This is a genomic window from Humiphilus diazotrophicus, assembly GCF_059726315.1.
Map to the genome: position 1 here is coordinate 7,120,334 of NZ_AP040870.1, position 13,133 is coordinate 7,133,466.

Genomic DNA, 13,133 nt, shown 5'->3' on the forward strand with positions numbered 1-13,133 from the left:
CTCATGATCGGTCATATGGTGAAGCGATTTTTTCGCATTGAGCCTGAATACTAGATATCCGGTCATTGGTCTGTGGAATGTTGACTTCAGCCCAACTCGCACTTTCAGAATTGCGACGATAGAAACGCGGTTTGGCGATTAATCGCTACCGAGACACTTGGAGCCGGCGATCAATTTGCCGATATCTTTGGATAAGGTTGGGCACGACTGCTTATTTCCCAGCCTAAAAGTCACCCTGTAAAAGTCTGGTGCAGCGCAATCGGAGTCGTGAATTCTTGGGCTCACCTTCTAGACTTGTCCGGCACACATTTTTTACTTCTGCAGATTGGCCGAGAGCGGCATAAGCAGTTGCCTTCAATAGGAGAAGATCGCGGATCTCTTTGTCTCCTGACATTCCATCGAGGAGTGCTAACGCTATATCGGGCTTGCCGACTTCAAGAAGTCTCCTTGCAATCTGCATTTTGGTGTCTGTTGTTGCTGTCTTCGATGCCGCAGATTGTTGAGAATCTGTGAGTACGGCCATTTGTTGTTGAGCCGTTACCCAACGATGAAAAAGAGGATCGGCCCCAAGCTCCTCGTATTTCCCGTCACCAATCTCTGTATCGATCCACGCAGGGCTCATCGTAAACAGGACGCTGAGGTACTGCAGGGCAAGTTCCTGCTCCTCTATACTTTCCGCCACACGTGCGGCTTGCAACCAAATGCGGGGCCACATAGGCGCACGCGAAACGCCCGAGATCAGAAACGCTTTCGCTTGCTCAAACTGGCCTTTGCCTGCGGCGATTCTGGCCTGAACAATCTCCTGACGTGCCATTTGAATCTTCAGAAGAACCTGAAGATCGGCAACGGGATTTGCGGAATGATCGACACGCAGGTCAATATCGATGGGAAAACCCGCTGGAGTGCTCACCAGCAGTGCGGCAGACTCGCGTCCCGTGCTCTGGCCTCCCGCGTGGTCTCCTGCAACGAGCGCGGCCATCAGCCGCTCGGCAAGGGAACCTTCTGTATCGACAAATGCATGCTCCATCGCTTCCAAGACTTGAGCCCCTGCCAAGCCGTTTCCCTGAATGCTGTATCCCCTGCCGGTGCGCGATCCGGCCCACTTAGCGTTGGCTGCCTGATCTCCTGTATGGACGAATGCCCGTCCATCCATACTCACGATGCCTATCTGCCGAGCCTCGGGACCTTCGCCGTCAAAGTTGCCGTCCTCCGAAAGAAGCAGATTTGCCGTCTCCTCCGGACTTTTTCCGGCGGCAAGTAATGCAAGCCCGCGTGGACCATACATTGGATTCGTTTCGAACTGCGATGCGATCGCTCCGACGCCTGTTTTTGCGAAAGGAACACTTGCCCCCACAGCCAGATTGTTCGTCTGGACAGCCACGCCGCAGGTACGCGTGGCGGGATCGCACGCGGCAATCGAATACGTAGCTCGCGCCTTGGCAGAAACAAACAAAAGTGCGGCGATGATGAAAAGGAATCGAACGCGCATACTTTCAGACAGTCTACCTAGCATTTGCTCTCTTGAGAACCCGATGCACAGTCCAACCCTGAACGCACAACTAACGTGGTGGTGTGATGAAACGGTCAGTACCGAGGAGTTGTCATGTGCTTACGGTTGCGTCTACGCCACGTTACGGCTGAGTCTCGATTGACGATAACAGATCTTACTACGTTTCCAGCGCGCGCAACGTTGGAAACGCGAGTTGACGATTGGGCGTCAATTTAGAGCAAAATCAGCGTAGGCGTATCCCGAAACACAACTCCCTACGCGGGTTTTCCGTCAAGAAGACCTGCACATCGCTGAATTTGGATAGGACACAGTAACGCTGGTTTTGCTCTAAATAAGACAATTGGTTTCGCGTTTCAACTCAATATGCCTTTCGCTGAACGACTATCGTTGAGAGCCACAGTAGAACAAGAGTCATCACAACCGAGGTGAGGAGGGAAGGCCATGGCAGATGATCTGTGACGGGAACGGATATTAAGCTCATCCCTCTAAGAGGACTGAGTTGTGCGACGGCACTGCTGCGCAATTGAACAAGCCACAGAGCGAGCAATGCCAACGAGACACCTGTAAACTGCCACATCTCATCCAGGATACAAGCGGCAAAGACCGAAAGCGCGTAGACGGCCATGGTGCATAGGACTGTACGAATCCCAAAGCGGAAAGCGTCGAATGCGCTTGTTGCTTCGGGCCTGAAACCCAACGTTATCCACTCGTTGAGAAGCACGAGGACGCAGGCTTCCAGTGCTCCGAGACCGGCTCGTACAAAGAGCAATTGCTTTCTCGATACCGGCAGCGAGAGGGTAAAAAGCATCGAAGGATGAAAGCCCGGAGTACCGCTATAGAGTGTCTGGGTGTTGATGCCTGAGCCGGCCAGGTAGGCTGCTACGAAGCATCCCATGAGCACAGACTGGAGTTGGAAACCCACCCACGCCGCTTTGGGCGGAGCGTTGAAGAGCTTCAACAGAATCGGAATCCCTGCGGTGCAGAGAAGACAAAATGCGAAGCGCCAACGAGTTTCAAGCCAAGCCTTGTACCAGAGCATCTACTCACCTCTCACTTGATCCAAAAAAAGTTCTTTGAGCGCCACGGGTCTGACCTCCAGGGATTGCGGACCAAGTTCGCGCACCCGATTGACAACCGCGTCGACATCTTCATGAACAAGCAGAGAGGCCGTTCGGCCCTTGCGGCGTAGATGATCGACATGGGGCAAAGAGTTCAGCGCCTGCGGAGGGTCCCCCTGAAACACGAGTAATATCCGTCTGTACTGTTCCCTCAGATCGTCGAGCAAACCGTCAATGATCTTTTGACCTCCGTCAATCATGCAGACGTGATCGCAGATCTGTTCAACCTCCGCCAGTTGATGCGAAGAGAAGAAAACCGTGACGCCATCGCTCGCCACGAGATCGGCAATTGCTTGCAGAATTTCTTCCGTCATAAGCGGATCGAGGCCGCTGGTGGGCTCATCCATAATCAGCAGGTCTGCTCCTCGGGCCATTGCGAGGAGCAGCATTAGTTGCGTTCTCATCCCCTTCGAAAGTTTCGGCACCGGTTGATCGAGTGGGAGCTTGAAGCAGCTGAGATATTTCTCCTCCAGATCATGACGCCAACTCGGGAAAAAGCGTCGTGTGAAACGAATTATCTGTTCGACAGTCATGAAGGGATAGAGTTCCTTATCCTCACTGACGAAAGCCATGCGCTGCCTGGCTGCGAGAGCGGCTCGTTCCGTGCAGATCGGCTCACCAAAGATTTGAATTTCTCCATGGTCTGGACGGAGAATGCCCATCAGCAGCTTCAATGTCGTCGTTTTTCCAGCCCCGTTTCGCCCGAGAAATCCGGATATAGAACCACGAGGTACGTTGAGGCAGAGATTCCGCAGTGCTGCCTTACCTTTGTAGCTCTTCGAGAGGTCGATCGTCGAAATCACGGTGTCGTTCATTCTTTTCTCCGTCCGAGGTCTTCTTCAGCGCCGAGTGCAGCGACTTCGTCCTCGAAGACGCGTCTCAGTTCCGGCACAGAGAGGCCAAGTTTTGTGCTCTTTTCGATTGCTTTGCGAAATATCTCTCCAGATTGCCGAATGGCGTTGTGCTTTGCTGGCTTTACTGTTTCCTCGACGTAGGCTCCAGAGCCATGCCGAATAGAAATGACTCCGTCGCGTTCCAATTCTCTGTATGCCCTGGCAACCGTGTTGGGGTTCATTGCCAATTCTTCGGCGACGCTTCGAATTGTCGGCAGTTGTTCTCCCGGGCGCACAGCACCGATATCGATGGCGTGCTTGATCTGCTCCATCAGCTGCAGGTAGATGGGGACGCCGGATGACGGGCTGATGTAAAGGTCCATTTAAGTGTCTACAGAACTAATACAGTAGACTCTGTATGTAGTCAAATCATTTAAATGGTAAAGACTAAGAAGTCCTTGGGTATTGGAAGAGCAGTGCCCGGAGCAGTTCGCCACCGTTGAAGGCGCTACCGGATTCCTACTTGGCGCTCCGCTAGCGCGACTGGATTAGCGTACGTACTTACGATTGAATCTGTACTCACCGCAACGGTAGGGAATCATTCGTAACACAATGAGCACATTACTAAAAAGGGATGGTCTACCACGGAAGTTGCACCGTTTTTTCCCTGAATTGGTCTTACCATTGTATATTCTAATCATAAGCATTCCAAGCAGAGACGAACCTTCCCAAAGAGGGATTGAAAGCATGAATGGACTATTCCGAGCAACGAACGAATCTTTGTCCGCAAGCAGATAGGTCTAGCTTTACGAGTGCACTGGAGCTGATGGATGGAGACACTCGTATCTGTGGCAAATAGGCCAACCAACCTAAGTAAGTCTACTGCGTTTACCACGAATAAAGAAACTATCGTCCCTGAGAATGTCTTTATCTATTCCCGCACTGACCTGAAGGGTCTGATTGTTGAAGCGAACGATGCTTTTGCGGAAATCAGCGGATACAGCGCTGATGAAATGTTAGGGAAACCGCATAGTCTCGTCCGGCATCCAGACATGCCCCGAGAAGCCTTTGCGGATATGTGGAAGGCACTCAAGGCTGGGCGTCCCTGGCAAGGTGTCGTGAAAAACCGGCGCGCAGACGGCGGATTCTATTGGGTACTTGCCAATGCTTCCCCTATCCGGGAAAACGGAGTTGTTGTCGGCTACCAATCAATTCGTCATCGTCCCACCCGCGAGCAAATTGCCGCTGCAGATGCGGCTTACCACCATATTCGCTCGGGTGATCACCGTATTAAAATCGAGGAAGGAAGGGTAGTTCCAGTAATTCCCGGCTGGCGACAGCGGCTCTCAAGCTTCGATTTGCAGTTGTCAATCGCAGCTAGTACACCGATGCTTGTTGTCCTTTTCGGAATCTTTCAGATGCTTTGGGGGGCTACTCATCCGATATTTCATATCTTGCTAGCCAGTGCGCTCGTCTTGAGCAGTTGTATATCCTTTTACATGCTCTTGTGTTTTATTCCGCGTCTTTCCGGTGACCTGAGGAATCTAGAAACTTTTTTCAATGATGTGTTGTCGAGCGGTAATCTTGAGCGCCGGATTACGATGGAACGGCGAGACCGGATCGGAGTGATTGGATTCCAATCGGGTTTGCTCCTCCGGTGGGTACAAGCTTCACTCCAATCGATTGGAGATGCAGTATTGCATGTTCAACAGGCTACCGAAAAGGTTCAGGATGGAATACTCACAATCGATGAGGCTGCACGCTCCCAGAATGTTGCCACTTCCTCGGTAGCTGCCGGCGTCGAAGAAATGTCGATGTCGATCCGGGAGGTCTCCGATAATCTGCAGGCAACCGAATCTTCGGTAAGCGAGACTGGAGAGAAGGCTCTAACGGGTGTAGAGATTTCGGAACATGCTAGTAATCAAATTCAAGACCTAGCTTCGACGATCAAAAATGCGGCGAAAGGTGTCGAAGCTCTAAGCATGAGCTCTGCCGAGGTTGGTGCGATTGCCAATGTGATTCGGGAGATTGCAGATCAGACAAATCTGTTAGCTTTGAATGCCTCGATTGAAGCAGCACGTGCAGGTGATGCCGGACGTGGCTTTGGGGTTGTGGCAACCGAGGTTAGAAATCTTGCTGATCGTACCATGAAGGCAACCGAAAAGATTGAGTCGCTGATCGGTACCATCCGGCGTGACAGCGATCATGCCATTACCGGTATGCGTGCCGGGGCCGAACAGGTGGAGAAGAGTGTGATCCTCGTTCGTCAGGCTCAGGAGACGCTACACAGCATCAATCAGCTTATGGGCGAAGCGGTTCACAAGATATCTGAGATATCTGTATCGGCTACCCAGCAAAGTAGTGCAATGAGTGATATTGGTTCCAATGCTGCCCATGTTGCCAAGATGACAGAACAAAATGCTCAGATTATCAGTCATACGTCTGAACTGATGGGCTTTCTAAGTTTAATGGTCGGACGCGTGAAGAAGTCTGTCACACAGTACAAGGTATAGCGTTCCTATAAGCACAGGAAACGAAGGAAACCGGGAAGCTCCTGGGCTATGAGATGCTGGAGTGTCAGTCCCGACAACTTACCAGACGAATACACAGTCATTTTTAAAATAATTTCCTGTCTTATTTAAGCCGATAATAGGTTAAACGGTAAGAAAGCGCTGATAGACAATACAGGCGATCTCACATATCGTCGCAGCAGCTGTCAGCAAGTCGGCGTTCCAATCTCCTTCGTCTAGGCAAAGCAACTGCACATGGGTAGGTCTGTAGCCCGGCTCAGGATCAATCGGAAGGTTCTGAAGCCAGGTTTCCCAAAGGGATCGTACATCGTCAGCAGTACGAGCCTCACTCTCCATCTCGAAGTAACGAGCTGCATCGGCATTGAGGTCTCTTAAGACTTCTCTAAAAGGCGGCATTCCTGCCGCGTCCGTAATAGGGTCAATATCTTCCGAAGAGAACTTATGCGCTAAGAGCGAAAAGAAACTAACTAAATCAGCCATTACGCGGTTGCGTTGTGCAATTGGCATAATTGCGAACAAGTCTTTCACTCGATTCTTATTGTTATAGTGGCCGTCGAGCATGATCAACTCAAGTCGCAACGATTCATGATCGCGCTCCTCTCTTTTCAGGGCATCTAGAGAAAGAGGTGTGTATGGTAGCACCTTCAGGCGTCCGATCTGATATTGCGGAAGATAAACGGCAGAGAGTTGCGGGTCTGAGCGCTGCGCTCCACTACTTACCTGTATTTCGGCAGCACTATGTCCTTCTCCCCATGCTCGGAAGTATGGATCAAGCCGTTCAAACGGCTCATCAAAGTTTTGTTCCGTAATCGGAGCAATCTTCAATCTTGTACCGCAATATTCATCTTGTGCATAATACTGAGCAAAAAAATAGGTAAAGATCTCGCTGTCGAATGAACTGAACTGTTGCGCTATAGCCCTTAGTATCTCCAGATGGGGTTTCAGTGCGGATTCAATTGCAGAAAGAGTCCCAGGAAACTGTCCCATAACCCGAATATGCTGAGGGATTTGTCCATCTGCTCTGAATGCGGCTGTATCGAGAGATTTATCTATGAGGCGTTTGTAGTTAGGATCGATGCGTTCCAATGCTGCCTCTCCCCAAAGGCAAGACGCCAGTTCCCTGTATCGGTTGCTAATTAATTGCAGCTTTTTCCCATTTATTTTTTTTGCTCTAGCATACGGCAGAATCTCGTGGACATCGACAAGCATCCCTAGCGCTTCATAGAGTCGTTGGCGTTTATCTAGGCAAACACGGAGTCCAGTGTCGATATCATCGCTTTTTAAGGACATAAATTGTTTAATGGATCGGTTAGAGCTCATCCACGAGATGTCGGCAAGCATTACTCGCATGGGTAGACCCGTGACCCACGATCCACGGTATGCGCGACCAATATCTGCGAGCAGAGCTATTGAGTCTCCAATCGGGCTAAGACCATGGCATAATAAAACTTCCTTGATTGAATTGAAGATTTCCCTGGAGGTAAGATTTGCGAAACGGCAATCCTTTCCCAATTCATCATATTGGCGCAACAATCCTGAAACTGTGCTCAAAGTAAACGGGTTGTCACGCTTGTTTGGAGGAAGAGCTCGCGTATCACCGCAGATATATGCAATCTTCCCCATGAGTCTCTCAGGAAATGCCACAAAGAGCGCCTCGGGTATCCCCTTCGGATTATCCTTTACTCGAACACAGGCGTCTAAAAGACGATCATGGAAAGGTTGATGGAGTGCAGCATAGGCGCGAGGGTTATTGCGATCGCTTGGTTTTAAGGATGCTTGCGTTTGATCCGCCAGTACCCGGGCCACACTGGATAATTTGAAAAGATCAATCATTGGGGTCGTAGATTCAGTACGTCTTAATTTCGGAGTAGGATGCCAGCCACTTTAGGATCGAGTTTGAGAACCTACGGATTATGCCGTTCCTGTGGTTGACTGTCAAGAAATCTCAAGGCGGATACTACTTTTCTTTCGGGTAAGAACAAGAAGATTGGGGACCCTTTCAACTTTATCAGTATAGATACGATAGTTCGGAATATTTGAACCAAAATAATGCAATAAACTATATGGTGAAGTTTAGCCTGCATTATTCATGAATTTCGGAGCTGGATTCTCGGAAACCCGCTTCCTATGCACACTTGAGCCCTGTTTTTGCATCCGGTCGCGACTGACAGACTGTTTGGCGGTCAAAATCCTGGAATCGAAAGAAGTGCATCATTGCTGCTTTTCAGAGACCGACAGCTATTCATGAATAATGCGGGTTAGGGAGCACTCAAACTCTTTAGACATCGTATGAATTTCAGAACCCGCATAGTGAGTAGTTGCAGAGCTATAACTAACGATAGGTATCAGTAAGCGACCCACTTGTCGACTTTCTAGGTGGCAAATTATCACTGGTTTACAAATCTATTTTTACAATATCAATTTGTCTGTTGAGCAGCGCAAAATCGCAATCCTCATTCCAATCAGTTCTGTGCTCTTTCGTAAATTTAGGATGATTGATTAGTTTAGGGCACTATTCGTCCGCATAGCCCAGGTGCAATCTTGAATTGCGTCAAGTGAGCAATAATGGAGAAATGGGCTGATGCATTATGCTACTACGATACTCTGGGAACTATCGGCTCTCGCCCCAATGACGTTTGCTAAGTTAGCTTAGCTAATCTTATTCTTATGAGGGCGCAGACAATCAGAACCTCGAATCGACACCAATAAGAGGAAGCACGCTTTCCTGCCGATAGGCCCGGAGCTGTTGATGCTTTAGGAGGGATTAACCTGCTGCTTCAAGAGTCGGCAGGGTTATCGCCTGTGCAAGTACTGCGTCGGTGCTAAGCGGAATACCTATGGTCCGGGCAAGCATAGTTTTTCAGTGTTGCGGTAATTGGTCGAGGAAGTTGCTCATAGCTTGGATGACTTCGGCTTCATTGGAGCGAAAGACGTAGTGATTAGCATTGGGCAGACGGACTACTTTGGCTGAGGGCACTCCTGCTGCGAAGGTATTGGATATGTTGGTGCTTCTCTCGAGTTCGAATGCTAACGCTGCGGCGTGGTGGGCGGCGTCCGTGGGGAGGATGGCGCTTGAATCATGCGGTACGGCGAAGATGGCAAGACAGGGTGCTTTGATCTCTGTGTATTTGTGCTCCCCGCTAAAGATGGCGGAGAAGGCGCTTGCGGCGCGCGGTTGCGGGGATGGCGGCGACGGGGGATTTGCCGTGGGCTGCGAGATGGCGCGCAGCAGCTTTAGTTGATTCTGAAGATCCTTTTCCAGTTGGGGCAGGCTGGCGAGCAGCGCTTCGGTTGCTTGCAGTTGGCCGGTTGGATCGCCTCCGCTGGGGAGGAGTTGCTCAAGCTTGTCGCGTGTGTCGAGCATATCGAGTTGCAGGTCGCCGCGAGCATGGTCATAGAAGGCGTAGGCCCCGGCGGAGTCTAGATAGATAAGTCCGCTAACCTTCTCGGGATGACGGCTGCCGATAGAACTCAGCTCTTCTCCCGCGATGGAATGCCCGGCGAGAACGGGCTTCTGTAGGTTGAGCGCGGCGAGGACAGCAAGAACATCGTCGCCGAGACGGTCGGAGGAGTAGTTGTCGCCACTGGGCGTGGGATAACTGGACTCGCCAAAGCCGCGACGGGTGATTCCGTAGACGTGGTACTTGCCGACGAATTTTGTCGCGAAGGAGTCGAAGACGTGCGCCGTGTTACCCAGACCGGCGAGGAAGACGAGAGGGCGTCCGGTGCCGCCCCAGTCGAGTACCTCAAGCTTGACGCCGGGCTCGACAGTGATGAACTGCACGGTATGGGACGAAGGATCGGAGGGCAAGGGCCATGCGGTCGTCTTGGTGGACTTCTGGAAAGTTAAAGGAATCGGCGGGCCTTGTGTCAATGTGCCAGTAATGGAGTTGCCGTCAGGACTGAGCTTACCTTCGAAGGAAAGCTGTATCATGCCGATCACAAATTTTACGGTGGAGTCTTGCAGGGTAATGGAGTCCGCCCAATCCGCCTCAGGGCTCTGATCGATGCTGTAGATCTTTGCCTTTAACGCTCTGCTGTCATCGTGTATGACCTGCATAATCAGGCGAAACGCTTTGCCCTGTGGGGAGGTGATTGTGCCCTGCCAACTGCCGGTAATGTCCTGCGCATAGAGGCTGCCTGCAAAGAAGATTGCGAGCACATATATCCATAACGTCTTCCGATTCAGCTCTAGTCGCAGCTTCATGAATAGCTCCTTGAATGCCTTGAAGGCGGGCGTTAATTCAAAATCTCAGCCGTTGGTATAGTAGAATGCTACATAGGGAGTTTGGCAAGAGAAAAGATAGCAGCCGATACCTCGGTTGTTGGCCTATTCAAACATGCCATTGGCTTGAGTGGGGAAAATCCCATGAAGGAAGCTTGTCTTAGGTCCAATGCTGTTGGAGTTAGCACACACACTCTCTGGATAATGAGATAAACATACCGCAAGTTATAGAGAAGCAGGATAATGATTCCTCCATCGCCGATTATCGCGGTTCTCCGCTTCTTGCCTTCATCTTCCAGCTCTCACTCCCTGGACCGCCCAAGACCATCCTGCTAATATGAGACAGCACACAGAGGGGTGCACCCCGTCCGCGGAAAGGGATTATCCCGCCTTCTTGTTTTGGGCTCATTACAATCCACTCTCTTCTCGCCTGATGAAGCGGATCACGGGCTGACAAAGAAGGAGTGAGTCATGTCATTACGCGAACTTCCTGCGCGCCCCAACCTCGAACATCTTAAGAACCAAGCTCGCAAGCTGCTTCGGCAGGTTCTTAAGTCCGATGCTCCTGCATTATCCCGTTTCGCCGCGGTTGGCGTGACATTGCAACAACCGAAACTTGCCGACGCACTCCATGTAATAGCTCGGGAGCATGGATTTGAGACGTGGCCAGCCCTCAAGTTGGACCTGGAAGCTAACTCAGGAAATTCGCTTGAAGCACTGACTGCAGCTCTCAAATCAAACGATTCTTCGCTGGTTCGAAATGTTCTGCTTCGTCACCCTTCCCTGAAGTCGCAAATCAACGAGCCTCTTCCCGGATATGATTTCGACGCGCCCGCGATCATTGCAGCTGTCCACCACAACAATCGCGAGATCATCGACATCCTCCTCGACGCTGGCGCGAACATCAATGAACGCTCGCGCTGGTGGGCGGGCGGTTTCGGTGTGCTCGATTCCGCTGATTCGGAGCTGGCAAGCTATCTGATCTCTTGCGGAGCCATCGTCGATATTCACGCGGCTGCTCGGCTCGGCATGGTTGACCGGGTTCGTGAGTTGCTGACAGATATGCCTCAACTTGTTCATGCGGGTGACGGCCAACTGCCGCTCCACTTTGCGGCCTCCATTGAGATTGCCGCTCTACTACTCGACCATGGCGCAGAGATTGACGCTCGCGACATCGATCACGAATCGACTGCAACGCAGTATATGGTGTGCCAGCGGCAGCACCTGGAATGGCGGGAACCCTACAGACACGATATCGCAAGCTATCTGATCTCTCGCGGCGCAAAGGCCGATATCCTCGCTGCCTGTGCAATTGGAGATCTCAGTCTTGTTGAGAGCACCCTCAACGACGATCCGGAAACGATCCGCACCACCGTCACCGAAAGATACTTTCCTAAACAAAACCCTAAAAGCGGCGGCAGCATTTACATCTACGGCTTTGGGTGGACCAAAACGCCACATATGGTTGCTATGGACTTCGGCCACAAGGCAGTGTTCGAGCTTCTCATGCAACGGTCTCCAGTCTGGCTCCGTCTTCTTCAGGCTGCGGAGTTCGGTGACGAGGCCATGTTCCAACAAATACTTCAGAAGCATCCGAATCTCTTCGCGCGCCTGACAGCCAACGCATCTCGTCGCCTCATTGGCACCGCCATCCGCAATAATGATCGTGCGGTGAAGTTACTCGTTGAGGCGGGCTGGCCGGTTAACGCAGCAATGGACAACAACCAGACAGCGTTGCACTATGCTGCATGGCACGGCAATCTCGCCATGGTGCGCACACTTCTGGATCACAACGCTTTACTGGATGTTTCCGAAAATGAGCATGGAGGTACTCCGCTTGCCTGGGCTCTACACGGTTCCTTACATAGTTGGCACCGTGACCGGGGAGACTACCCAGGTGTTACTCATGCGCTGCTTGCGGCAGGAGCAACTATCCCTCAGCCAGAGCGGCCTCTGGAAGCTACCGATGAGGTTCTGGAGATCCTCCGGAGTCATGTGGCATAACGTCCAGCTTTGACAAAAACTGGTCAGGGTTCTCTATTGACGTTCCGTGCAGTATGAACAGCGCGGAACGTTAATGGCTGCCGACAGGCGCTTTATCGCTCATCGAGGAGGGAGGAACAGCCTATCAGCAGGTCTGGTTGGCTTGAGTGGGCCACCAGTCAAAGCTGCTATGGCCATCGTTCAACAGTACGCGATTGAAGAGAGGCCAATGCCGCCCTTTACCAAGAACGATGTCAGGTAGTCCGTCATCGTTGAGGTCTCCCACGCTCACGCCTGCTGAGGTTTCGGCTTTCTCTTCAAGTAACAAAACGTAATCGAATGAACGCAGGACCGGCGTTGATGCGGGTTGCGCCAGGGAGAAGAACGCAGCTGCAAACAACGTCCACCCTAGCAAGCCTATCCTCTTAGCTTTGAAACGTAGGTGGAGAATAGGCTTGGACACGATAGTCTCCATCAGGACCGATGTGCGAATGCGGCTGACGGACCAATAGTTGGATCGTCCTCTCCCCCAAGGTCCATGGCTGCGATGAGACCTCTGTTTACGGTGAATACGTGAAAAACTTCTCCGTCTGCAAGAACATCCCCTTGAAGACTCTTGACGAGTTGGTGCACCCTGACGGCGACTTTACCTCCATCTCCCTCGGTCATTGCGAGCGGTTCGACATGGGGATCGAACTCGCCCCACTGTCGAGTCCAATAGGCGCGGATCTCTTCCTTCCCGACAACTTTGCCACCCTCCGAAGCTTTAGGCCAACTCACGTCTTGCGTCATAAGTGCTAATGCGCCATCGATGTCCCGCTTATTGAATGCAGAGTACGCCTGCTCAATCAGGGCCTTAGTGCCTGCCATACAACCTCCTCTTACACTGTTAGCTCTACACTTTATTTTCGTTATCCCGCCAGTGCACCTCAT

General features: G+C 51.5%; 10 protein-coding genes. 2 read left to right on the plus strand and 8 right to left on the minus strand.

The window, feature by feature from the left end; genetic code table 11:
* Positions 1-223 precede the first annotated feature (223 nt).
* From AC6I7T_RS28470 to AC6I7T_RS28485, 4 genes are all read right to left on the minus strand, one after another.
* A complete protein-coding gene (locus AC6I7T_RS28470; RefSeq protein ID WP_497791212.1) occupies positions 224-1,489 on the minus strand; it encodes a DUF1028 domain-containing protein in 1,266 nt (421 codons plus the stop codon).
* Positions 1,490-1,868: 379 nt separating this feature from the next.
* The gene (locus tag AC6I7T_RS28475; protein ID WP_497791214.1) at positions 1,869-2,549 is read right to left on the minus strand and encodes a hypothetical protein; all 681 of its coding nucleotides are present in this window, start codon (positions 2,547-2,549) and stop codon (positions 1,869-1,871) included.
* Positions 2,550-3,443, minus strand: a complete 894-nt coding sequence (locus AC6I7T_RS28480; RefSeq protein WP_497791215.1) for an ABC transporter ATP-binding protein — start codon at positions 3,441-3,443, stop codon at positions 2,550-2,552. It lies immediately after the preceding gene.
* The gene (locus AC6I7T_RS28485; RefSeq protein ID WP_497791216.1) at positions 3,440-3,844 is read right to left on the minus strand and encodes a GntR family transcriptional regulator; all 405 of its coding nucleotides are present in this window, start codon (positions 3,842-3,844) and stop codon (positions 3,440-3,442) included. Before AC6I7T_RS28485 ends, AC6I7T_RS28480 begins: the two co-directional genes overlap by 4 nt.
* 447 nt (positions 3,845-4,291) lie before the next feature.
* On the opposite strand from AC6I7T_RS28485, the gene AC6I7T_RS28490 reads away from it, so the two are divergent.
* Positions 4,292-5,974 (plus strand): methyl-accepting chemotaxis protein, encoded by a 1,683-nt coding sequence (locus AC6I7T_RS28490; protein ID WP_497791217.1) that lies wholly within the window; start codon positions 4,292-4,294, stop codon positions 5,972-5,974.
* A 141-nt stretch (positions 5,975-6,115) separates the two neighbouring features.
* On the opposite strand, the gene AC6I7T_RS28495 is transcribed toward AC6I7T_RS28490, so the two are convergent.
* Both AC6I7T_RS28495 and AC6I7T_RS28500 read right to left on the minus strand, forming a co-directional pair.
* Positions 6,116-7,825, minus strand: a complete 1,710-nt coding sequence (locus AC6I7T_RS28495) for a hypothetical protein (RefSeq protein ID WP_497791218.1) — start codon at positions 7,823-7,825, stop codon at positions 6,116-6,118.
* A 1,027-nt stretch (positions 7,826-8,852) separates the two neighbouring features.
* Positions 8,853-10,199 (minus strand): alpha/beta fold hydrolase, encoded by a 1,347-nt coding sequence (locus AC6I7T_RS28500; RefSeq protein WP_497791219.1) that lies wholly within the window; start codon positions 10,197-10,199, stop codon positions 8,853-8,855.
* Between the two features lie 489 nt (positions 10,200-10,688).
* Here AC6I7T_RS28500 and AC6I7T_RS28505 point away from each other — a divergent pair, with 489 nt between their 5' ends.
* Positions 10,689-12,221 (plus strand): ankyrin repeat domain-containing protein, encoded by a 1,533-nt coding sequence (locus AC6I7T_RS28505; RefSeq protein ID WP_497791220.1) that lies wholly within the window; start codon positions 10,689-10,691, stop codon positions 12,219-12,221.
* 124 nt (positions 12,222-12,345) lie between these two features.
* Here AC6I7T_RS28505 and AC6I7T_RS28510 read toward each other — a convergent pair whose 3' ends face one another.
* Together AC6I7T_RS28510 and AC6I7T_RS28515 are read right to left on the minus strand one after the other, a co-directional pair.
* On the minus strand, positions 12,346-12,663 hold the full coding sequence (locus tag AC6I7T_RS28510; protein ID WP_497791221.1) for an FG-GAP repeat protein: 318 nt from the start codon (positions 12,661-12,663) through the stop codon (positions 12,346-12,348).
* An 11-nt stretch (positions 12,664-12,674) separates the two neighbouring features.
* Positions 12,675-13,070 carry a nuclear transport factor 2 family protein gene (locus tag AC6I7T_RS28515; RefSeq protein WP_497791222.1) on the minus strand — a complete coding sequence of 132 codons (396 nt, stop codon included), beginning with the start codon at positions 13,068-13,070 and terminating at the stop codon, positions 12,675-12,677.
* Positions 13,071-13,133: the final 63 nt, after the last annotated feature.

Coding starts and splice junctions, on each gene's coding strand:
- AC6I7T_RS28470 (WP_497791212.1), bottom strand. CDS start 1,489: ATGCGCGTTCGATTCCTTTTCATCATCGCCGCACTTTTGTTTGTTTCT.
- AC6I7T_RS28475 (WP_497791214.1), bottom strand. CDS start 2,549: ATGCTCTGGTACAAGGCTTGGCTTGAAACTCGTTGGCGCTTCGCATTT.
- AC6I7T_RS28480 (WP_497791215.1), bottom strand. CDS start 3,443: ATGAACGACACCGTGATTTCGACGATCGACCTCTCGAAGAGCTACAAA.
- AC6I7T_RS28485 (WP_497791216.1), bottom strand. CDS start 3,844: ATGGACCTTTACATCAGCCCGTCATCCGGCGTCCCCATCTACCTGCAG.
- AC6I7T_RS28490 (WP_497791217.1), top strand. CDS start 4,292: ATGGAGACACTCGTATCTGTGGCAAATAGGCCAACCAACCTAAGTAAG.
- AC6I7T_RS28495 (WP_497791218.1), bottom strand. CDS start 7,825: ATGATTGATCTTTTCAAATTATCCAGTGTGGCCCGGGTACTGGCGGAT.
- AC6I7T_RS28500 (WP_497791219.1), bottom strand. CDS start 10,199: ATGAAGCTGCGACTAGAGCTGAATCGGAAGACGTTATGGATATATGTG.
- AC6I7T_RS28505 (WP_497791220.1), top strand. CDS start 10,689: ATGTCATTACGCGAACTTCCTGCGCGCCCCAACCTCGAACATCTTAAG.
- AC6I7T_RS28515 (WP_497791222.1), bottom strand. CDS start 13,070: ATGGCAGGCACTAAGGCCCTGATTGAGCAGGCGTACTCTGCATTCAAT.